This window comes from Nitrospirillum goiasense (genome assembly GCF_034427435.1).
Classification (GTDB): domain Bacteria; phylum Pseudomonadota; class Alphaproteobacteria; order Azospirillales; family Azospirillaceae; genus Nitrospirillum.
This window is the reverse complement of record NZ_JAXQNP010000002.1, coordinates 1,986,138-2,007,348: the sequence shown is the minus strand read 5'-3', so window position 1 is coordinate 2,007,348 and position 21,211 is coordinate 1,986,138. Positions and strand designations below refer to the sequence as shown.

Genomic DNA, 21,211 nt, shown 5'->3' with positions numbered 1-21,211 from the left:
CAGGGCGGACGGGCGTCCGCAGGGATTTTGATCAGGGATCGGAGGGACGTCGCCGTCCGCATCCGGGAAATTTCGCTGGGTCGCCACCCCGGTGGGGCGCCACCCATATGACAGCCGCCCCGAAACGGGGCGGTTGGTCGGCCTGGGATGGGATGCCGTCAAGGCATTCCATTGGAAATACGGTCCATGGGGAAAACAGTCCATGGAGCCCAGGCACTCCAGGGGCACCCTGCCCCCGGACAGCAACGCGGCCGGACCGGCACCTCCGTTACGGAAGCCCCGGCCCGGCCGTTCGCTTAAACTCAGGCCTCGGCCGCGACTTCGGCTTCCTCGGCCGGGATCTCTTCCACCGGGGCCTCTTCCGAAGCGCCGACGTCGATGCCCGAGGCGGCCATCTCAGCGTGCAGGCCATCCAGCACGGCGCCGGAGATCAGCTCGCAGTACAGCTCGATGGCGCGCAGGGCGTCGTCGTTGCCGGGGATCGGGAAGGTCACGCCATCGGGGTTGCTGTTGCTGTCCAGCACGGCCACCACGGGGATGCCCAGCTTGTTGGCTTCCTGAACGGCCAGCGACTCCTTGTTGGTGTCGATGATGACCAGGATGTCGGGCAGGCCGCCCATCTCCTTGATGCCGCCCAGCGCCCGCTCCAGCTTGTCGCGGTCACGGGTGCGGTTCAGCAGTTCCTTCTTGGTCAGGCCGGCGATCTGGCCGCCCAGCAGCTCATCCATTTCGCGCAGGCGCTTAATGGACTGGGAGATGGTCTTCCAGTTGGTCAGCATGCCGCCGAGCCAACGGTGGTTGACGTAGTACTGGCCGCAACGACCAGCAGCCTCGGCCACCTTCTCCTGGGCCTGGCGCTTGGTGCCGACGAACAGGACGCGGCCACCGCCGGCGACCACGTCACGCACGGCCTGCATGGCGCGGTGCAGCATGGGCACCGACTGCTCCAGGTCGATGATGTGCACGCCATTGCGCACACCGAAGATGTACGGGGCCATCTTCGGGTTCCAGCGACGGGTGTGGTGACCGAAATGCACGCCGGCTTCCAGCAGCTGGCGCATGGTAAAGGTAGGCATAGCCATGAAACGGAACCTTTCTCCGGTTTGGCCTCCGTGGGCAATGCCTCTCGGCCACATGGCCTTGAGACACCGGAAGCGGACCACCCAGATAATAAGGGCGCCCCGCAAGCCCACGTGTGGGATTGACGATGGCCGGTGTGATACTCCGCCGCCCCGGCGATTTCAACCCCGAAGCACGTCCCCGGCCTTGCGGGAACGAAAGGGGTCCCCCGCGCCCCACGCGGGCCCGGTCGCAGACGCGGGATTAAGGCGTCGCTCCCGAGGTTGCGGCCCCCGGGGCGCGCGCCTATGGTGCCCGGCATGTTCGCCCCCTTGGAAACCCCGGCCCAATCCGACGAGGCCTCCGCGATCGCGGAGGTGCGCGCCGCCTTGGCCCTCAGTTATACCGACTTGGGCCACGCCAATTGGGGCCACGCCGATTTGGGCCACGCGGATCGGGACCTGAAGCCAACGGCCTTCACCGTCGTTACGGCAGCCGCCCTGCCGGACGCGGTACGCCCGCGGCTGGACCACATCGACGGCATGACCGCCGCCCTGGCCCGGCATGCCGGCTGCCCGGTCAGCGTCAATGTCCAGGCCCGTGTCCGGGACCAGGGCCCGGGCCTCGATCGCCTGCGCCGCCGGGTCATCCTGGCCAGGCAGACGGATGGGGGCCCCCTGGCCCTGGGCCTGCTGGCCGTGGACCTGCTGGCCCTGCCGCCGGCCGTGGCGGCGGAGGCGCTGGCGGAAAGGACGCCCTTCGGCACCCTGCTGGCCGATGCCGGCCTGCCCTTCCTCAGCCGGCCGCGGCTGTTCTTCCACCTCGCGGCGGATGCGCCGCTGGCCCGCCTGCTGGGCGGCCGGGAGGGGGAGACGCTCTACGGCCGGTTGGCCCACCTGGCCCTGACCGCCCCCGGCGCCGAGCGCCCCGTGGCGCGGGTGGTGGAGATTTTGCCGGAGTAGCGCGGGGGCTAAGGCTGAAGCCTCGCTCTTCAGCGCTGAAAATCCCTAAATCCTGCATCGCTCCTGCACAACGTCCCGCTTATGGTGGAAAAAACACCAAGCGATGGGATGAGCATGACGACGGACACGAGCGCACCGGATCAGTCCCCCTGGAATTCCAGGACATTCATCGCCCGGCTGATGATCGCGCTCGTCCAGGCGGCGGGCCTCTATCTGCTGATCGAGGCCGCGGCCCCGCCGCCGGCCTGGCCCGCCACGGTTCCCACCCTGTTCATTCCCCTGCTCATGATCTGGTCGCTGATTCCCCTATTGGCACTGCTGGGGGTGGGGCAGTTATCCCGGCGGCCGCTGTTGCTCTGGCTGTTGGCGGCGACGGTGGTGGTCGCGGGCCTCGGCTGGTATGCGGGATGGCGGCTGCCGGAACTCCCCGCGATGGATGACAACCCGCATGCGCCCCCGGCGGTGATTTGGAATTATGGCGGCCTGTGGCTGCGCCTAGCCATCGGCCTGTTCATCGCCCATACCCTGGTCGTGGACGCCGTCACCGAAGGGCGCTGGCGCCCCAGCTACATCCGACACTTCGACACCGCCTGGAAGCAAGGGGTCCAGGCGGCATTGACCGGGGTCTTCGTCGCCGTCTTCTGGCTTACGCTGCACCTGGGCGCCGGGTTGTTCGAACTGCTGAAAATCACGTTCTTCCGGCGCCTGATCGAGCATGACTGGTTCGCCCTGCCCGCCACCACCCTGGCCATGGCCACCGCCATCCATGTTACCGATGTGCAGCCGTCCCTGATCCGGGGAGCCCGCACCCTGGCGCTGACATTGTTTTCCTGGCTGCTGCCGCTGTTGGTGGTGATCGTGGTTGGCTTCCTGGGCAGCCTGCCCTTTCTGTCGCTGGCGCCCTTGTGGAACACCCATTTCTCGTGCGGGCTGTTGCTGGCGACGGCGGCTTTGCTGATCTTCCTGATCAACTGCTGCTACCAGGACGGCGCGGCGGAGCGCACCACCATCCTGGCCAAGCGCTGGGCCGGTTCGGTGGGCGCCCTGGCCCTGGCGCCGCTGGTGGCGCTGGCCGCCTGGGCCCTGGGCCTGCGTGTGGGGCAGTACGGCTGGACACCCCAGCGGGTGGATGCGGCGATCATCACCCTGGGCATCTCCGCATACGCCGCCGGCTATGTCATCGCCGTGCTGCGCGCGCCCCACCCGAGCGGTCCCCATTGGCTGCGCCGACTGGAGACCACCAACCACCTGACCGCACACGTCGCGCTGGTCTTGTTGCTGGCCTTGCTCACTCCCCTCGCCGATCCGGCGCGGCTGATGGTCGTCAGCCAGATGGCCCGCCTGCGATCGGGCGCGGTCGGCCCCGCCGACCTTGACGTGGTTGCCCTGCGCTTCGACGGCGCCCGGTGGGGACGCGACGCGCTCATGGCCTTGCGCCAGGAGACCGACAGCCGATGGAGCGCGACGCAGACCGACACCCTGCACGCCAACGCCAGCACCGCGCTGATCAAGGGTAGTCGCTATCAATTGGAAGGCGCCCTGAAACACCCGGTGACAGCCCAAGACCTGGCCAGCCGGATCAAGGTCTATCCCGCCGGGCAAAGCCTGCCTGAGGATTTCCTTCAGACCTACAGCGCCCTCAAGCAGCGGCAGGGTGAGGGAGGCTGCGCCATCGCCGGAAACGGCCCCTGCAACGCCTATCTCATCAGCGTGCAAACGGGCGGCCCCGTCGCGGTGCTGATGGAGGATGGGTACGGCACGGTGCCGATGTTCGAGCGGGACGGCCAGAACGCCTGGCACCAGACCGGCACGATCCGGGATCTGACATGGTGTGATCGCGTGCGGGATGCCTTGCAGCGCGGCGACGCCACCCCCGTGCCGCCGAACCGCCCGGACCTGTTGGTGGCGGGCGTGCGGCTGCACATTGATCCCGATGATGGCGCCTGCAAAGGTTCCAAATCCGTGGAAACACGGATCATGGAACCACCGCCCCCCGATAAATGACGACGGCGGAAGCGCTGGCGGCTCGTCCCCTCGCTCAGGCGGGCTGCTGTGGCAGCGTCACGGTGGCGGTCGTGCCGATATTGGCGGGGCCGGGGCCGTGGCGCAGCGTGCCCCCGGCCTGGGATAGCATGCGGCGGACGATGAACAGCCCCAACCCGATCCCCGGCTGCGCCTGGGCATTCGACGCGCGATAGAAGCGTCGACCTACGGATTCGCGTTCCATTTCCGGAATCCCGATGCCCCGGTCGATGACCTGGAAACGCACCTCATCGGCGCCCCTTGCCGCGGTTAGGGTCACGCCCTCGCTGGCCGGGGAGTACTTCAGGGCATTTTCCAGCAGATTGCGCAGGACGGCGATGATCATGTCACGGTCCGCCCTGAAGACCAGGGGCGGTTGGGAAACCAGCGCGCGGACACGATTTTCCGCGTCCATGTGCGACAGCCCCCCAAGCACGGTGCGCAACACCTCGGTCCATTCCAGATCCTGGACCACCGGCGCCGAACGCGGCTCCCGTTTGTCGGTAACGATCCGGTCGACCAGGGCGGCGACCTGGCGCACGCCGTCACGAACGCTGGTCAGTCTTTTCTCGCCGGCCTCCGGCAAGGGGGACAACGTGATTTCCAGCATTTCCGTCGCCCGGTCGATACCGGTCAAGGGCGTGCGGATTTCATGCACCAGGACGTCCAGCAGTTGCTGATGCTCCGCATTCATTTCGCGTTCCGTCGCCAAGGTCGCGGCCAATTGCTGTTCCAGGTGACGCCGCCGGTCGATTTCAAGCGCCAGTTCCTGGTTGCGCTGCAGGACGTCGGCGCGCAGGCGCGACCCCAGCATGGCCAAAAAGCAGGCGAACCAAAGGTGATGGGCCAAGCCGGCCTCGATGACCATCCACGGATAGAACATCGTCGGATCAGCCATTCCCGCCAAACTCCGCCCGATCCGGTAAAGCGCCCAACCATCCTGAATGGCCAGATTTAGGAAGATGTACGGCAGCAGTGTCAGGCGCAGCCAGGACCAATGCCCCTTCTGACGCCACAGCACCGGGATGGCCGCACCATGGGCGATAGTGGTGATAGTGGCGCCCGCGAAGGCACGCAAAGCGCCGTCCGTTGGATTGATGTACAGGAGAAGCGGCCAGTAAATAACCGTGGCGAGGATACAGAACGGCACCAGCCATTTGCGGGACGGCTGGCCCAGAAAAATGATCGCCCCGTTTATGCAGGTGGATTGCGCCGCGTTGGTCAACACTGCGGTGGTGAAGCCGGTCATGCCGGTCAGGAAATCGGCCCCCGGCTTGTAAAGCAGGCCGGTGATGGAGGCAGCGGCACCGATAATAAACCCCGTCGCGATCATTCGGACGCCGCTCAGATGCCGGTAGGCATTCCAGATCAGCGCCGAAATCCCGGCGTTCAGGATCTTCATAATAAAAAACACGATCAATACGGTGGGCATGGACGGCAAATGGACGCTGCGCAGCCGGAGAGGCCGCCAGCATATATCGGACAACGGGCGATACGAAGGGAAAGCCCCGCCTGTCCTTACCCGGTCACGGGGAACCGGCGCGCCTTGACCCGGGTGGCGCGACGGTTCCCCTTGGCCTCACTGACCCATGGCCTTAACGTCCCGGAACCTGCAGCCGCTCCAGATCCGCGATGAGGCCCGGCCCGACCGGTTCCCACCCCAGCACCCGCCGCGTCTGGGCACTGGATGCCGGCATGTCCAGGCCGGCGAAGCGCGCCATCCAACCGAAATACTGCGGAGCTTCCGCCGCCGGCACGGACCGCACGGGCAATTCCAGCCGCCGGCCGATGGCTTCGGCGATGGCGCGCATCGGCACGCCCTCCTCGGCGACGGCATGGTACTTCGCGTTCGGCTCCGCCCGCTCCAGCGCCAGCCGGTACAGGCGGGCCACGTCATCGAGATGGGCGGCGGGCCAGCGGTTGCGCCCCTCCTCCAGGTACACGCACTCCCCCTTGTCGCGGTACAAGGCGATGATCGGGGTGATAAGGCCCTGCGTCACCGGGTCATGGACCTGCGGCAGGCGCACCACCGACACGTTGCCCCCCTCCGCCGCCACGGCGGCCGCCGCTTCCTCCGACGCGGCGCGGGGATGGACGGTCGAACCGACGATGGCGTTGCCCTCCCTCGCCGGCTCACCCGGAACGGTGTTGGCGATGGGCGTGCCGGAGGTGATGAGCAGGGGGCGGCTTGAGCCGGCAAGCGCCGAGCCCAGCGCCCGGATCACCCGGCGATCATCCTCGCAGTTGGCGACGAAGCGGGAGAAATCATGGTTGAACGCCAGGTGGATGACGCCGTCGCAGCGGGTGGCCCCACTGCGCAGGCTGTCCTCATCCTCCAGGGTGCCGTGATGCACCTCCGCCCCAGCCGCCGCCAACGCGGCCGCCTTTCCCTGGGAGCGGCATAGGCCCAGCACCTGATGCCCCGCCGCGATCAATTCCCTGACCACGGCCGAGCCGATGTTGCCGGTGGCGCCGGTGACGAACACGCGCATGATCCGAATCCCTTATCCAGATGTCAGTGTTTTCGCTGAAAGAAGCCGAACGACGGAGGCCGGTGCCCTGTACCCGGCTTCATGGCGACAAGTCTTGGCGGCGGCGCTATGCTGGTAAAGTAGTGACGTTATCCTATTAAAGTGGTTACCCGGATGAGCGACGCCGCAACCGCCAGCACCGGCCTGGGCACCTACCTGCGCGACCGGCGCCTGAAACTGGACCCGGCTGCCCTGGGCTTCCCTGCGGGTCGCCGCCGCACGCCGGGCCTGCGGCGGGAGGAAGTGGCGCAGCGGGCCAACATCAGCCCCACCTGGTACACTTGGCTGGAACAGGGCCGGGGTGGTGCGCCCTCGGCCGATGTGCTGGACCGCATCGCCCGCGCCCTGATGCTCACGGAGGCGGAGCGCGAGCATCTGTTCCTGCTGGGCCTGGGCCGACCGCCCGAGGCGCGCTATCGCCAGAACGACAGCATCACCCCCCGGCTGCAGCGCGTGCTGGACGCGCTCAACCCCTGCCCCGCCATCATCCGGACGGCAACCTGGGATGTTCTGGCCTGGAACCGGGCCGCGACCGTGATGCTGACCGACTACGGGGCGCTGCCGCCGGAGCGGCGCAACATCCTGCGCACCCTGTTCCTCGATCCCAGCGCCCGTGCCGTGCAATACGATTGGGACAGCGTGGCCCGGTTCGTCCTGGGCGCCTTCCGCATCGACGCGGCCCGCGCGGGCGCCACGGCGGCGGTGGAACCCCTGGTGGAGGAACTGAGCCGGCTCAGCCCCGAATTCGCCGCGATGTGGCGGGATAATGACGTGGTGAGTTCCCCGCACGAGGGGGTGAAACAAATCCGCCACCCCGTCCTGGGCCCGCTATCTTTCGAGTTCTCCACGTTCGCCGTGGACGGCCGAACCGACCTGACCCTGGTGGTCTACAACCCGGCGACGGAGGAGGACGCCCGGCGGATTCAATCGCTGATTTGAGGGAATTTAGGGGCCGTGGCGGATGGGGTGGGATTCGAACCCACGGGACCCTTGCGAGTCCGCTAGTTTTCAAGACTAGAGCCTTAAACCACTCGGCCACCCATCCGTCTTATACATCAGGGGTTTACCGGATATCTCTCGACCAAGGCAAGAGGCTTGGCCACCCGATTCCCACCGACGTCCCGGCACTTTAGGCCGGGCGGACCCATCGTCTAGCATTCCCGCCCCGCCCGCGTCCATACGGTTGCGCAGGGCTCCCCCACGATTCCGGCGCCATGGGCAGGACGAATGGAAGTGGCTGCCGCTCATCCCGGCAATTCCCCCTCGCGCCCCTCACCCAAGGCCGGGTACAAGCAACATCAGGCAGTTGCCATGACCTCGTGGTGAAACAGGGAGCAAGACATGTCGGATATCAGCCGCCGCGCCTTATTGGCGGGTGCCTCGGCCGTGGCCACCAGTTTGGCCCTGCCCTTGACGGTGCGGGCCGCCGAGGCCGCCACCGCACCGGGCGACGCCGCCGCGGAAACGCTGCTGGCCGGCATCGCCGAGCGGCTGCTGGTGGAATATCCGGAAAACGCCACGGCCCTGGGCATCGACAAGGACGCCCGCGCCGCCCTGCATGGCCGCCTCACCGACCGCTCCGCCGCCGCCGACCGGGCGCGCGCCGCCTGGGCGGCGGAGACGCTGAAGACCTTGCAGGCGGTGGATCGCGCCCGGCTGTCGCCCGCCCAGGCCCTGAACGTGGACGTGACCGAGGACTCGTTCCGCACGGCGGTGGAGGGCTGGCGCTTCCCCTTCGGCGACGTCGGCACGCTGTCCGGGCAGAACAGCTTCCGCAACATGCCCTACTCCGTGACGCAGTTGGGGGGCGCCTATGTTGACGAGCCCACCTTCCTGGACACCCAGCACACGGTGGAGACCACGGCCGATGCCGACGCCTATCTGGCGCGGGTGGAGGCTTACGCCGGCCAGTTGACGGCGGAGGCGGAGCGCCTGGACCACGAGCGCGGCCTGGGCATGGTGGCGCCCGACTTCGTGCTGGACATCATGCTGGGCCAGATGGTGCCGGCGCGCGCCGAGCCCATCGCCCAGTGGGGCCTGGTGGAGTCCCTGCGCCAGCGCGCCGCCAAGGCCAAGCTGCCGGCCCGCTACGCCCAGGAGGTGGAGGCGCTGTGCACCGCCAAGGTGGCGCCGGCGCTGGACCGGCAGATCGCGGCGCTGAAGGCCCAGCGCGCCGTTGCGGTGGCGGAGCCCGGCATCTGGAAGCGCCCGCAAGGCGAGGACTTCTACACCTGGGCGCTGAAGGCCGGCACCACCACCACCCGCACGGCCGACGAGATGCACGCCCAGGGGCGCGAGCAGATCGCCCAGATCCAGGCGGAGATGGACACCCTGCTCAAGGCCCAGGGCCTGACCCAGGGCACGGTGGGCGAGCGCATGACGGCGCTGAGCAAGCGGCCGGACCTGCTGTTCGCCAACGACGATGCCGGGCGCGCCAAGCTGCTGGAATACCTGAACGGCCGCATCGCCGACATCCGCACCCGCCTGCCCCGCGCCTTCGCCACCCTGGTGAAGGGCAACCTGGTCATCCGCCGCGTGCCGCCGGCCATCCAGGACGGCGCCCCCAACGGCTACGCCTCGGCCGGCAGCATCGATGGCAGCGTGCCCGGCTATTATTACATCAACCTCAAGGACACGAGCATCTGGCCGCGCTATTCGCTGCCCACGCTGTGCTACCATGAGGGCATCCCCGGCCATATCTGGCAGGGCGAATACGCCAACAAGCTGCCGCTAATCCGCACCCATCTGGCCTTCAACGCCTATTCCGAGGGCTGGGCGCTGTACTCCGAGCAACTGGGCAACGAGCTGGGCGCCTATGACGACGACCCGCTGGGCAGGCTGGGATACCTGCAATCCATCGGCTTCCGCGCCTGCCGCCTGGTGGTGGACACCGGCATGCACGCCAAGCGCTGGAGCTTCCAACAGGCGCTGGACTGGTTCCATGCCAACACCGGCATGCCGGTGGCCCAGCTGCGCAGCGAGTTGAACCGTTACTGCGCCATGCCGGCCCAGGCCTGCGGCTACAAGATGGGGCACAACCAGATCAACATGCTGCGCCGGAAGGCCGAGGGCGCCCTGGGCGCCCGCTTCGACCTGAAGCGCTTCGACGACGCCCTGGTGCTGTCGGGCAACGTGCCCCTGACCCTGCTGGAACGGATCATCGACCAGCACATCGCGGCGATGAAAGCCTGAGGCTGGACAGGCGGCGGCCGGGAAAGGTTCCGGCCGCCGTATCAATCCAGGTCACGCCCCCCTTTCGCACACCACCGCCGTGGTCACGCGCAGCCGACGCGCCTGGAAAACACGACCCACCGGCCAAAGAATTTAAAGAGCCAGTGGTCGCCACCGCAATGCCAAGAACCCGCGTGTGCCAAGGCAACCCACCGCATCAATATGCTCAATGCCTCAGCATGAACAACCGCACCCAATTTGCACCTGTATGTATCCCCAACAATTCCTGTGCTGCATTGTCCATACTCTGTGTTCTCACTATCTGGATGAAATATAATGCCCGGGTATCTTTTCCTTATTTCCTCAAGAACATCATTTCCCGGATCCCTGCCATCGAAAGAAAGATAAAACTCATTGCCACCTGGGGGACCATGATCCATGTAATCATAGAATGTATTAAGCGTGATCTGCTCCCAATCTCCGACTTCAGCAGTCATTGGCGGGAATTCCCACATCAGAAATAAACCAAGTAGCGCCGAGCATGATACAAGTGAAATAATCTTACAAAATGGTATGAGGCTTATGACCCTCATGATCCTCATTTTTTACCTCCCATATATTTGAGGGCATAGCTGTCCGCACAGCACTCATCCTCTTTACATTGTCCACCCTGTTGTTGATGCCCCCATTCGTGTAAAATAGCGAATCTCATTGTTTGTTCAGGTGTGGATTTCCCGAATCCAGGAATGTAAGTAGGCGCGGCTGCCGTTCGGAAAATTTGGCTATGATTGCCCTTGGTGTATCCGCCGACGATTATCCCATTATGCTCATCCGCGTCTTTTTGAGCTTCCTTCAGGGTGGGAAATGGCAAGGCACGATCCCCTGGCCGTAGAGAGCCAAACTGTGGAACGAATTCAAAATTAGGAAGTATTTTTCCTGCCATGAACCCCTGAGTCGGCAAAAGCCCTTCGTCCTGTAATTTCTTATATTCTTTATTGAAAAGCTCCTGCGCCTTAACCGGTTGGAGCAAATCTTTTTCTTCAACACGCAAAAAACCGCAGGCATGAGGCGCCGCTTGTGCTTGAGTGTTGGTCCGCAACGCGAAACCTGCCTGAGGCTTCGCCGCGCCACCACTGTCGGTCCAGCGCCCGTCCTCATCGCGCGGCTGGTCGGGGCTGTACTTCGCCAGATTGTCGTTGGCCCGCGCCAGGCGGACGGCGGCATCCCAGTCCAATTCCGGCAGGCGCAGATGAACCGCGCGGATCATGGCCTGGGCCAGGTCGCCCCGGTTCAGCGCGTCGGCGATCTTGGTGAGACCGGGCAAGACGGCAGCACCCGGTTCCGCGCCGGCATAGGCGCGCTTCAGCAAGGTTTCCACCTCCGCCGCCGAACGGACGTGGAAACCACCAACGCCCTTGGCCAGCAGGGGCACGCCGGCCAGGGCCAGGCCCTCGGCCGTGCAACTGATCCCCAGGCCACCCGGGCCGTTGCTCAGGCGGTACCGACGCTGCCAACCATCCATGCTCGCTCTCCCTGTTGCTGGAAGAGCACCGTATGTTCTATTTTTGTTCTTGTCAATTTAAAGGTGAAGGGGGCAGCCGTTCTCGCGCTCCGACGCCCCCTCGCCCTGTTGCCTACTTGCTTGCCGCGAACAGGTTCAGGCCCAGCGCCTCGGCGATGGATTGCACCGCCAACTGGCCGCGCACACTATTGCCGGCGGCGTCCAGGCGGGAGGAGTAGACGCCGATGGCCAGCTTGCCCGGCGCCACCGCCAGGATGCCACCGCCCACACCGCTCTTGCCCGGCAGGCCCACCTTGAACAGCCATTCGCCGGTGGTGTTGTACAGGCCGGCGGTGGCCATGACGGCCAGCACGCGGGCGCTGGTGGCGGGATCGACCACCGCCTTGCGGCTCATCGGGTTGGTGCCGCCGTTGGCCAGCGTGGCGCCCATGGTGGCCAGGTCCACCGCGCTGACGTTGTAGGAGCATTCGCGGGTGTAGAGGTCCACCGTCATCGCCGGGTCGGCGTAGAGATGGTCATAGCTTTGCAGCAGCAGGGCGATGGCCTGGTTGTGCTGGTTGCTGGCCATTTCCGACTGATAGACGTCCTGGTTCAGGGCCAGCGCCCGGCCGGCGAAGGCGGAGGCCGTGTCCAGGACCGTCTTCCAGCGGGCGGTCAGGTCGGCGCCCGGCACCAGGCTGGCAGCGGCGATAGCCCCGGCGTTGACCAGAGGATTGCCGGCCGGGGGGCTACCCGTCAGCTTGTCGTTGTTCAGCTCGATGGCCAGGACGGAGTTGAAGGGCTGGCCCGTGGCGTTCACACCGATCTTGGCCATCACCGCGTCCGGCCCCTGGTCCTTCAGCACCCGGGCCAGGGTGAAGACCTTGGCGATCAACTCAACGGGGAATTCCTGCCCCGCGTCGCCCGCCTTGAACACCCGACCATCCGCCGTTACCACGGCGATTCCGTAGAGCTTGGGATCGGCCTTGGCGAGGTAGGGGATGTAGCTGGCGTTCTCCCCATCCATCACGCCCTTGAACTTGGCATAGGCCTGGTCCACAGCCTGCTGAATGGCGGCATCGGGCGGCAAGGCCTCGCGCGCGGCGGCGGCGCCAATCCCCAACATGGCGAATGAGAGTATGGCGGCGGCGCCCCAGGCGCACGCCCGCCGGCTCAAACCGGATGTCATCGACGTATGATCCCCCTCGCATTTCAGACTGGCCGGCATGTCGGCGCCGGCGATTGCCATCACTGTAGCGGCGTGGGCGGCGCGGTCATACGCCCTATCTCTTGCCTCCAGTGACCATCCGCCCCTTTCCCCGCGCCGCGCCGGGAGATAGAACGGGAAGGGCATCATGCGGGCTTGACGTCGATGTTGCGGGCGCCTGGTGTTTCAGGAGGAGTGTTGGGTTGATCGTCGGTATCGATTTGGGCACCACCAATTCCGCAGTGGCCATCTTTCGGGATGGCAAGGCGGACCTGATCCCCAACAGCCTGGGCCACCGGCTGACCCCGTCCGCCGTCAGCCTGGATGAGCAAGGCACGGTGCTGGTGGGCCTGCCGGCGCGCGAACGCCAGGCCACCCACCCCACCCTGACCGCCACCGCCTTCAAGCGCCTGATGGGGTCGCAGCGTGTCACCCGCCTGGGCAAGCGCGACTTCCTGCCGGAGGAGCTGTCGGCCCTGGTGCTGAAGTCCCTGAAGGCCGACGCCGAGGCCTATCTGGGTGAGCCGGTGACCGAGGCCGTCATCACCGTGCCCGCCTACTTCAACGACAAGCAGCGCAAGGCCACCCGCCGCGCGGGTGAACTGGCCGGCCTGAAGGTGGAGCGGCTGCTGAACGAGCCCACGGCGGCGGCCCTGGCCTACGGCATCCACCAGTTGGAGGCGGAAACGCGCTTCCTGGTGTTCGACCTGGGCGGCGGCACCTTCGACGTCTCCATCCTGGAAATCTTCGAGGGCGTGATCGAGGTGCGGGCCACCGCCGGCGACAACCGGCTGGGCGGCGAGGACTTCAACGAGTTGATCGTGGACGACCTGCGCCAGCGCTTCGCCGCCGACTGGGGCCGCGACGCGCGCGAGAGCGACGCGCTGTACCAGCGCCTGCGCGCCGCCGCCGAGCGCGCCCGCCGCGCCTTGAGCGAGCAGTCGGCCGCCCCGGTGCGCGTCGTCTGGAAAGACAAGACCTACGAGTACGAGCTGACGGCGGAGGCGTTCGAGGCCCGGGCCGAGGGCCTGCTGAACCGCCTGCGCGAGCCGGTGCTGCGCGCGTTGCGCGATGGCCAGCTTGAGGCGCGGTCGCTGCGTGAGATCGTGCTGGTGGGCGGGGCCACGCGCATGCCGGCGGTGCGCCGCGCCGTCACCCGCATGTTCGGCCGCTTTCCCGCCCATTCCGTCCATCCGGATGAGGCCGTGGCGCTGGGGGCGGCCGTGCAGGCCGGCCTGAAAAGCCGGGACGCCGCCCTGAACGAGGTGGTCATCACCGATGTCTGCCCCTATTCCCTGGGCGTGGACGTGGCGGAGCGCAACCCCGACGGCAGCCTGCGCACCGGCATCTTCTCCCCCATCCTGGAACGCAACACCGTCATACCCGCCAGCCGGGTCAGCAGCTTCCACACCCTGCAGGCCAACCAAAAGGCGGTGACCTTCACCATCTATCAGGGGGAGTCGCGCGACGTTCAGGACAACGTCGCCCTGGGCGAGGTCAGCATCCCCGTCCCGCCCCGGCCGGCCGGCGGCGTCACGGTGGACTGCCGCTTCACCTATGACATCAACGGCCTGCTGGAAGTGGATGTCCATGTTCCGGAAACCGGGGAGCAGCGCACCCTGGTCATCACCGACGGGGATGCGGAGCCGGACGACCTGGACATCCGGCGCGAGGCGCTGGCCGCGCTGAAGGTCCACCCGCGCGACACCGAGGCCAACCGCGCCGTGCTGGCCCGCGCCGCCCGCTGTTATGAGGACTTCCTGGGCGAGAAGCGCGCCTATGTCGCCCACCTGATGGCGCAGTTCGAGAGCATCCTGGAACGGCAGGAGCCGCGCGCCATCGAGACCGCCCGCCTGGCCCTGAGCGACGCGCTCGACCAGCTGGAAGGCGAGACCTTCCTGTGAGCGGACCTGTGAATGGACCCGCGCCCGGCAGCCCCTGGGACATCCTGGCGCTGGAGCCCACAGGCGACCAACTGGCCATCCGCCGCGCCTATGCCCGGCGCCTGAAGGTCACCAACCCGGAGGACGACCCGGACGGCTTCCAGGCCCTGCGCCAGGCCTACGAGGAAGCCCTGCTTCTTGCCCGGCGACAGACCCCGGATGAAGAGTTGGCGGCGGCGAAGCCCCCCCAGCCGAAGGCGGCGGAAAAGAAAGCAGAGCCGGAGGCGACGGAAAAGACCGCCCAGCCGGAACCGGAACCGTCGGCGGAGCCGCCCCCGCAAACGGACCTGGACGCGGCCGTCGCCCACCATGTCGCCCTGTGCAACCATCTGGGCGGCCTGCTGTCCGCCCCGGGAGCCGCCCCGGAGCCCGCGGACCCCGCCGCCTTGAAGGATGCCCTGGCGGCGGTGCTGGCCTCCCCCGCACTGGCCCATATCGACGTGCAGAACCGGACGGAGGATTGGCTGGCCCGGCTGCTGCTGTCCACAGCCCCCCGGTCGGATGCGCTGGTCATCCCGGCCATCGCCCATTTCCGCTGGGACGAGACCAAGGCCGGACTGCAAACGCCCCTGCTGGCGGCCGTGCGCAAGCGTGGTCGCGACCTGGCCTTCCTGGACAAGTTGCGGGACCGGAGCCACGCCTACGCCACGGCCTATCGTCTGCTGCAGGCGCCCCCGGCGCGGTTCAGCCCGCGCCTGCGCCTGACCGTGCCGGACCTGTCAAAGGACGTGCGCGGCCTGATCGCGCTGATCCGCCATGACTATCCCAGCCTGCAGGCCAATTTCGACGCGGACGTGCTGGCGGCCTGGGACCGCTATCTGGGGGAGGAGCCGGTGGCCGCCCCCCTGGCGTGGCTGCTGGTGACGGCACCGCTGTTCCTGCTCGCGTATGTCGGCCTGCACATCGGCCTGCCGACGGCAACCTTGGCGCAGTGGCCCACGGGCTTCTTGCTGGCGGGCCCCCTTCTGGCCGCCAGCGGCCTCGCCTACCGGCTGGGCGTCCAGATGCCGGCGCGCTGGCTGCGACAGCGCTGGGCCCGCGATGCCGGGCCGGCGGCCCGGCTGGGATGGGCCCCGTTCAGCCTGGCGCTGATCCCCCTGTCGCTGGCGCTGCCGCCGTCCATCGGCATCCCGGTGACGGCGGCGGCGGCCACGCTGGCCCTGTGGTGGGCGGGACTGTTCCAGCGGACCTACGCCAACGATACCAACAGCCAGGCCGTGCGCATCCTGCTGGCCAACAGCATTCCGCTGGTGTTCTGGCTGTTCTGGATCGGCCCGCTGCTGCCACCGGCGCCCATGCCGGCCTTCACTGTGGCCGTGACCGGAGCCCTGCTGGCCACCAGCATCGGCGGCGGCCTGTTGAGCCGCTGGTGGTATGCCGAGATCGGGCCCGCGCGTCGCCGCCGGGGGCTGCGACTCTTGCAGGTCGCGGCGTTCGCGGCCCTCGGCGTCTTATCCATCGCCGACAGCACGGCCGAGCTTCTGCCCTGGGCCGTAGCGGCGGTCACCCTGGTGCAGATCCTGGAACGCGTGCCCTCGCTCGCCCTGCCGGCAAAGCTGGCCAAGATGCGCTATTACGTCCTCTGGGGGCTGGGCGTGGTGCTGCGCGTCGCCCATACTGGAACCATGACGGTGGACACGCGCGACGTGTTGCAGATCGGCGGGCTGATGCTGTTGGCCAGCGTGCTGACGATGACCATTCATCAGTTGAGGCCGGTCAGGGCCGCCTGATCCGGCCCCCTTCATTCAATCCGCCAATGACGTGCCCAGCTGATCCAGCAGGAAGCCGGTGCCGTGCTCGCGGGACCCATTGTCCTCGTAGCCATCGAGGAAAGCCCCCTGCTCAGTCACCTTCAGCGTGGTGCGGCCATCCCCCGCCGGCTTCAGCTCCATGGTCGCCAAGGAGATGGAAATCTTGCGCTGATCAATATGCATCTCATAGCTGTAGACGATGCGCTCGTTGGGCACGATGTCCAGATAGTGTGCGTCGAAGGTTGTGGTGGTGTTGCCGTGGGAGCCGCCCTGCCAGCGCCCGCGCGCCCGTTCCCTGCCGCCCACGCGGAAATCCAGGCTGCGTTCCAACGGCACCCAATCGTCCCCGCCAGCGAACCATTTGGACTTGGCCTCCAGGTCCGACAGGGCGCGCCAGACCCGGGCTGGCGGGGCGTCATAGGTGCGCTCCAAGCTGAAAAGGGCGTGGACAACGGACCGCGCCGCCGGCGCCTGCACGGCACCGGGCTCCATGCGCGCCACCTCGGCCCCCAGCTTGTCCAGCGTCTGCGACCAGCCCTCCGGCGCGCCGCCGATGGCCGCCAGCATGGCGGGGTCATAGACGGTGTAGGTCTGCACGATGTCCAGCCGGGTGCCGCCCACGGCGTCGGCGAAGGTAACCTCCGTCCAGGCGGTGAACAGCACCGTGCCGTCGCCGCCGTCCACGCGCAGGTCCAGCACCAGGCGGTCCATAGGGGTGACCTCGGCGAAGCTGCCGCGCGTCCAATGCCGCGTGCCGTCCGGCGCCTGCATGCACACCTCGAACGCGCCGCCCACGCGCATGTCCACGGTGGCCTCGGGCACGGTGTAATGCTCCGGCGCGAACCAGTGCTTCACATGCTCCGCCGTGCTCCACGCCCTGAACACTGTCTCGCGCAGGGCCGGGATGGTGCGGGAAATGCGTACGGGATCGGGGCGCAAAGCCCCGGCCGTTCCACCCTGGGTCATGATTCCTCTCCGTCGTTGTTTTTCAGTGTTTCGAGATAGTCGCCCAGCCGATCCAGGCGGCTGGCCCATTCCAGGCGGCGCTGGTTGATCCATTGCTCCGCCAGGCTCAACTGCGCGGCATCGATGCGGCAGGTCCGCACCCGCCCCACCTTCTCCGACCGCACCAGGCCGGAACTCTCCAACACGGCCAAATGCTGCATGACCGCCGGCAGGGACATGTCCAGGGGCCGCGCCAGCTCACTGACCGACGCCGGCCCGCGCACCAACCGCTCCACCAAGGCGCGGCGGGTCGGATCGGCCAGCGCCTGGAAGGTGAGGTCGAGGGGGGATGGTTGGTTAAGCATATGCTTTAGTATCTTGGCACGGATACTAAAGCAAGGAGTTTAGTGTTCGGGTGCGAGATTGGAGTTGGGTCAGCGGTGGCGGGCCGGAAATGCAAAAAGGGCCGGCGGCATGCGCCACCGGCCCTTCATCACACTCGAACCCGCGCGGGTGAAGGCTTACTTGCCTTCCGGCGCCAGGCCGCGGTTCTGCAGCATGGGCTCGATCTCCGGGTCCTTGCCGTAAAAGGCGCGGAACATGGGGCCGTAATCCTCGGTATGGCCCTTGGACAGGATCATCTGGCGGAAGCGTTCGCCGTTCTCCCGGGTCAGACCGCCATGCTCCTTGAACCAGGCGTAGCTGTCGTCGTCCAGCATCTCCGTCCACAGATAGGCGTAGTAGCCGGCGGCGTAGCCGTTGCCCCAGATGTGCAGGAAATAGCTGGAACGGTAGCGCGGGGGCACGTCGTCCACGTCCAGGCCGGTCTTGGCCAGGGCTTCCTTCTCGAAGGTGTCCACGTCCTGCTTGGGCGCGTCGGCCGGCAGGCTGTGCCATTCCAGGTCCAGCATGGCGGCGGCGACGACCTCACCCAGGGCATAGCCCTGGTTGAAGGTGGCGGCCTTCTTGATCTTCTCCACCAGGTCGGCCGGCATGGTCTGGCCGGTCTGGTAGTTCTTGGCGTAATGGGCCAGGACCTTGGGATCCAGCGCCCAGTGCTCGTTGAACTGCGACGGGAACTCGACGAAGTCGCGCGCCACGTTGGTGCCCGACAGCGTCTCATAGGTCTGGTTGGCGAACAGGCCGTGCAGGGCATGGCCGAATTCGTGGAACATGGTGGTGACGTCGCTGAAGCTGATCAGCGCCGGCTGGCCCGGGGCGGGCTTGGTGAAATTGCAGACGTTGTAGACCACGGGCTTGGTGCCCAGCAGCTTGGACTGCTGGACGAAGTTGGACATCCAGGCCCCGCCCGACTTGTTGTCGCGCTTGAAGTAGTCGAAGTACATCAGCCCCAGTGCGGAGCCGTCCTTGTCGATGACCTCATAGACCAGCACGTCGGGCTGGTAGACCGGAATGTCGGTGCGGCGCTTGAAGGTCAGGCCGTACAGCTGGTTGGCGGCATAGAACACGCCCTCCTCCAGCACGGTGTGCAGCTCGAAATAGGGCTTCAGTGCGCCTTCATCCAGGTCGTACTTGGCCTTGCGCACCTGCTCGGCGTACTTGTCCCAGTCCCAGGGCTTCAGGGCGAAATCCTGGCCGTCCTTCTTGATCTGCGCCTGGATCTCGGCCGCCTCGCGCTTCTGCTCCGCCGCCAGGGCGGGAACCATGCGCTTCATGAAGCCTTCCGCCGCCTCCGGCGTCACCGCCATCTGGTCGGCCAGGACATAGGCCGCGTAGTTGGGGAAGCCCAGCAGCTTGGCCTTCTGCGCCCGCAGGTTGGCGATGTCGGAGATGGTGGCGCGGGTGTCGTTGGCGTCGCCCTTCTCGGCGCGGTCCCAGCTGCGCTCGAACAGGGCCTGGCGCGTGGCCCGGTCGTCCAGGGAGGACAGCGCCGGCTGCTGCGTGGTGTTCTGCAGCGGCACCAGGTACTTGCCCTCCAGCTTGCGGCCCTTGGCGGCCTCGGCGGCGGCGGCGATGGCGCCATCGCCCATGCCGGCCAGCTTGGCCTTGTCATCCACCACCAGGCCGCCTTCCTTGGCCGCCGCCACCAGCTTCTGCTGGAAGGCGGTTTCCAGCGACGACAGCTTGGTGTTGAGATCGCGCAGCGTGGCCTTGTCGGTGTCATTCAGCATGGCGCCGGCATGGATGAACTGCTGGTAGTAGACCTTCAGCAGCTGGGCCTGCTCCGGGTTCAGCTTCAGGCCGTCGCGCTTGTCGTACAGCGCCTTGACCCGCTGGAACAGCTTGGCGTTCAGGTAGATGGCGTCGTTGTGCTGGGCCAGCAGGGGCGACACCGTGGTCTGCACCGCGTCCAGGGCGTCGTTGGTGTTGGCCTGCACCACGCCGGAGAAGGTCTGGCCGACCCGGTCCAGCATGCGGCCGGACTTCTCCATCGCCACCAGGGTGTTGTCGAAGGTGGGGGCCGCCGGGTTGTCGGCGATCTTCTTGATCTCGGCCAACTGGATCTTCATGCCCTCCTTGAAGGCGGGCAGGTAGTCGGTGTCCTTGATGATATCGAAGCGGGGCGCCTCGAACGGCAGGGTGCTGGCGGCGGCGAAGGGATTGGCGCCAGCCGCGGCGGGCTTCGCCGCAAACGCCGGAACAGCGGCGAGCGTCGTAAGCGCCAGCGCGCCCACGGTTCCAAGCAGAACGGTACGTGTCATCGGGATCCCCTGACAGTCTCTTGTTTCATCCCCCCGCCCATCACCCTTTGGCGATACGCGGGGCATCCGGCGGTGTCCCCCCCGCAGGGTCCCGCCAAGGGGGGTGGTTGTACCACGTCTGGCGAGGAATCGTCGCACCTTCCGCGCCGAGGCGGGGACAAGACATGCGGCATTTCAGCGGCGCCGTCTTCTTACCGGGAAGCGGCGTTGTAGCGCGTGGCCGACAGCGTCCCGGACACGGCGCTGATCTTGGTGTCCTTGAACCCGGCCGCGCGCATCCAGGCGCGCACCGGCGCCTCGCCGAACGTCGCCTTTGGGCCCTTGCCGTGGACGATCCAGAGGGCCGCCCCGGCGGGCAAGGCGGCGTGGGCGGCGACCGCCCGCTCCAGGTCGCCCGCGTCCCGCGCCACGGCCAGCGCCAGGCGGGCGTCCGCCGGGGTGGCGGCCACGGCACCCGCCAGCGCCTCCGCCAGGGCCGGGTCGTCCGCCGTGCCGATGACCCAGGCCGGCGTGCCGGGTCCCACGCCCAGCTTTTGCGCCAGGCTGGGCGGCGGGGTGGTCAGCTTCTTGGCCCAGCGGGCGGCGGCATCGGCCCCCAATGCCAAGCTCAACGGTCCGTCCGGCGTGGCCATGACCAAGGCGTCGCCCTCGACCGCCACGGCGCCCACGGCGGCGACCGGGATGGTCCGCCGCACCTCGCCCCGCAGGATCAGCTCCCGACTTTCCAGCAGCGCCTTGACCTCACCGGCGCCCCCGTTCCAGGTGGCATGACACAGTGCCTCCAGTCCCATGACATGCCCCCATTCCCGGGCGACGCCCTTAGCGCTGGGCGGTCGCCAGTTTGATGGCCAGGCCGACGAACACCACGCCGGCGATGCGGTTCAGGATGGTTTGCGCGTGGGCGGAGCGGGCCAGCCAGCGGTTCAGCCCGCCGGCCAAAACGGCGATCGTGGAAAAGCAGACCAGCGCCACGGCGGCGAACACCGCCCCCAGCAGGAAGATCTGCACCGTGACGCTGCCGCGCCCGGGTGTCGCGAACTGCGGCAGGAAGGCCAGGAAGAAGATGGCCACCTTGGGATTGGTCACGTTCATGACGATGCCCCGGCGGTACAGGACAGGGTAGCCGTCCGCCGCCGCCTTGGCCCCGCCCAGCGCCTCCGCCGGGGCGCGGAAGGCCTTGTAGGCCAGGTACAGCAGGTAGGCGGCGCCCGCGACCTTCAGCAGGGTGAAGGCCAGTTGCGACTGCTGGAAGATGACGGCCACGCCCAGCGCCACCGCCGTGGTGTGCACCACCAGGCCGGTGCACAGGCCCAGCGTCACCGCCACCCCGGCCCGCCATCCCCGCGCCGCCGACAGGGTCAGCACGAACAGATTGTCCGGCCCGGGCGCGAAGGCCAGCACCACGGCGGCGGTGAGGAAGGCCAGCAGGGTTTCCACGGGGATCATGGGCGGACTC

At 67.2% G+C, this 21,211-nt stretch carries 17 protein-coding genes and 1 tRNA gene; 6 read left to right on the top strand and 12 right to left on the bottom strand.

All coding sequences use genetic code 11. The features are described from left to right. Window positions 1–302 precede the first annotated feature (302 nt). Window positions 303–1,082, bottom strand: coding sequence for a 30S ribosomal protein S2 (gene rpsB, locus ULB03_RS11795; RefSeq protein ID WP_040843524.1), 780 nt, complete (start codon window positions 1,080–1,082; stop codon window positions 303–305). A gap of 297 nt (window positions 1,083–1,379) precedes the next feature. Here rpsB and ULB03_RS11790 point away from each other — a divergent pair, with 297 nt between their 5' ends. Continuing rightward, complete coding sequence (locus ULB03_RS11790; protein ID WP_322483297.1) at window positions 1,380–2,021, top strand: hypothetical protein; 642 nt, start codon at window positions 1,380–1,382, stop codon at window positions 2,019–2,021. A gap of 114 nt (window positions 2,022–2,135) precedes the next feature. Further along, on the top strand, window positions 2,136–4,025 hold the full coding sequence (locus tag ULB03_RS11785) for a hypothetical protein (protein WP_322483296.1): 1,890 nt from the start codon (window positions 2,136–2,138) through the stop codon (window positions 4,023–4,025). A 34-nt stretch (window positions 4,026–4,059) separates the two neighbouring features. Here ULB03_RS11785 and ULB03_RS11780 read toward each other — a convergent pair whose 3' ends face one another. Continuing rightward, window positions 4,060–5,475, bottom strand: a complete 1,416-nt coding sequence (locus ULB03_RS11780) for a sensor histidine kinase (RefSeq protein ID WP_322483295.1) — start codon at window positions 5,473–5,475, stop codon at window positions 4,060–4,062. 163 nt (window positions 5,476–5,638) lie between these two features. Further along, window positions 5,639–6,535: an SDR family oxidoreductase gene (locus tag ULB03_RS11775; protein WP_322483294.1), complete on the bottom strand. Its 897-nt coding sequence runs from the start codon at window positions 6,533–6,535 to the stop codon at window positions 5,639–5,641. A gap of 153 nt (window positions 6,536–6,688) precedes the next feature. On the opposite strand from ULB03_RS11775, the gene ULB03_RS11770 reads away from it, so the two are divergent. After that, a complete protein-coding gene (locus tag ULB03_RS11770) occupies window positions 6,689–7,513 on the top strand; it encodes a helix-turn-helix transcriptional regulator (protein WP_322483293.1) in 825 nt (274 codons plus the stop codon). A gap of 16 nt (window positions 7,514–7,529) precedes the next feature. Here the strand turns inward: ULB03_RS11770 and ULB03_RS11765 are convergent. Further along, a tRNA-Ser gene (locus ULB03_RS11765) sits at window positions 7,530–7,619 on the bottom strand. 296 nt (window positions 7,620–7,915) lie between these two features. Between ULB03_RS11765 and ULB03_RS11760 the strand changes: the two genes are divergently transcribed. Continuing rightward, complete coding sequence (locus tag ULB03_RS11760; RefSeq protein WP_322483292.1) at window positions 7,916–9,766, top strand: DUF885 domain-containing protein; 1,851 nt, start codon at window positions 7,916–7,918, stop codon at window positions 9,764–9,766. 83 nt (window positions 9,767–9,849) lie between these two features. Here the strand turns inward: ULB03_RS11760 and ULB03_RS11755 are convergent, their stop codons facing one another. From ULB03_RS11755 to glsA, 3 genes are all read right to left on the bottom strand, one after another. Next, complete coding sequence (locus ULB03_RS11755) at window positions 9,850–10,347, bottom strand: hypothetical protein (protein ID WP_322483291.1); 498 nt, start codon at window positions 10,345–10,347, stop codon at window positions 9,850–9,852. Then, window positions 10,344–11,267, bottom strand: coding sequence for a hypothetical protein (locus ULB03_RS11750; protein ID WP_322483290.1), 924 nt, complete (start codon window positions 11,265–11,267; stop codon window positions 10,344–10,346). The genes ULB03_RS11755 and ULB03_RS11750 overlap by 4 nt, the downstream gene beginning before the upstream one ends. A gap of 112 nt (window positions 11,268–11,379) precedes the next feature. After that, complete coding sequence (glsA, locus tag ULB03_RS11745; protein WP_322483289.1) at window positions 11,380–12,435, bottom strand: glutaminase A; 1,056 nt, start codon at window positions 12,433–12,435, stop codon at window positions 11,380–11,382. Window positions 12,436–12,656: 221 nt separating this feature from the next. Between glsA and ULB03_RS11740 the strand changes: the two genes are divergently transcribed. Continuing rightward, window positions 12,657–14,357, top strand: coding sequence for an Hsp70 family protein (locus tag ULB03_RS11740; protein ID WP_322483288.1), 1,701 nt, complete (start codon window positions 12,657–12,659; stop codon window positions 14,355–14,357). A gap of 8 nt (window positions 14,358–14,365) precedes the next feature. After that, window positions 14,366–16,126 (top strand): J domain-containing protein, encoded by a 1,761-nt coding sequence (locus tag ULB03_RS11735; RefSeq protein ID WP_322483287.1) that lies wholly within the window; start codon window positions 14,366–14,368, stop codon window positions 16,124–16,126. A gap of 15 nt (window positions 16,127–16,141) precedes the next feature. Here ULB03_RS11735 and ULB03_RS11730 read toward each other — a convergent pair whose 3' ends face one another. The 5 genes from ULB03_RS11730 to ULB03_RS11710 form a co-directional block, all read right to left on the bottom strand. Next, the gene (locus ULB03_RS11730) at window positions 16,142–17,113 is read right to left on the bottom strand and encodes an SRPBCC family protein (protein WP_322483286.1); all 972 of its coding nucleotides are present in this window, start codon (window positions 17,111–17,113) and stop codon (window positions 16,142–16,144) included. Then, window positions 17,110–17,457: an ArsR/SmtB family transcription factor gene (locus ULB03_RS11725; protein ID WP_322483285.1), complete on the bottom strand. Its 348-nt coding sequence runs from the start codon at window positions 17,455–17,457 to the stop codon at window positions 17,110–17,112. The genes ULB03_RS11730 and ULB03_RS11725 overlap by 4 nt, the downstream gene beginning before the upstream one ends. A 156-nt stretch (window positions 17,458–17,613) precedes the next feature. Beyond that, window positions 17,614–19,755, bottom strand: coding sequence for a peptidyl-dipeptidase Dcp (gene dcp / locus ULB03_RS11720; RefSeq protein WP_322483284.1), 2,142 nt, complete (start codon window positions 19,753–19,755; stop codon window positions 17,614–17,616). Window positions 19,756–19,946: 191 nt separating this feature from the next. After that, window positions 19,947–20,546: a hypothetical protein gene (locus tag ULB03_RS11715; protein WP_322483283.1), complete on the bottom strand. Its 600-nt coding sequence runs from the start codon at window positions 20,544–20,546 to the stop codon at window positions 19,947–19,949. Between the two features lie 28 nt (window positions 20,547–20,574). Beyond that, a complete protein-coding gene (locus ULB03_RS11710) occupies window positions 20,575–21,201 on the bottom strand; it encodes a LysE family translocator (RefSeq protein ID WP_322483282.1) in 627 nt (208 codons plus the stop codon). Window positions 21,202–21,211 lie beyond the last annotated feature (10 nt).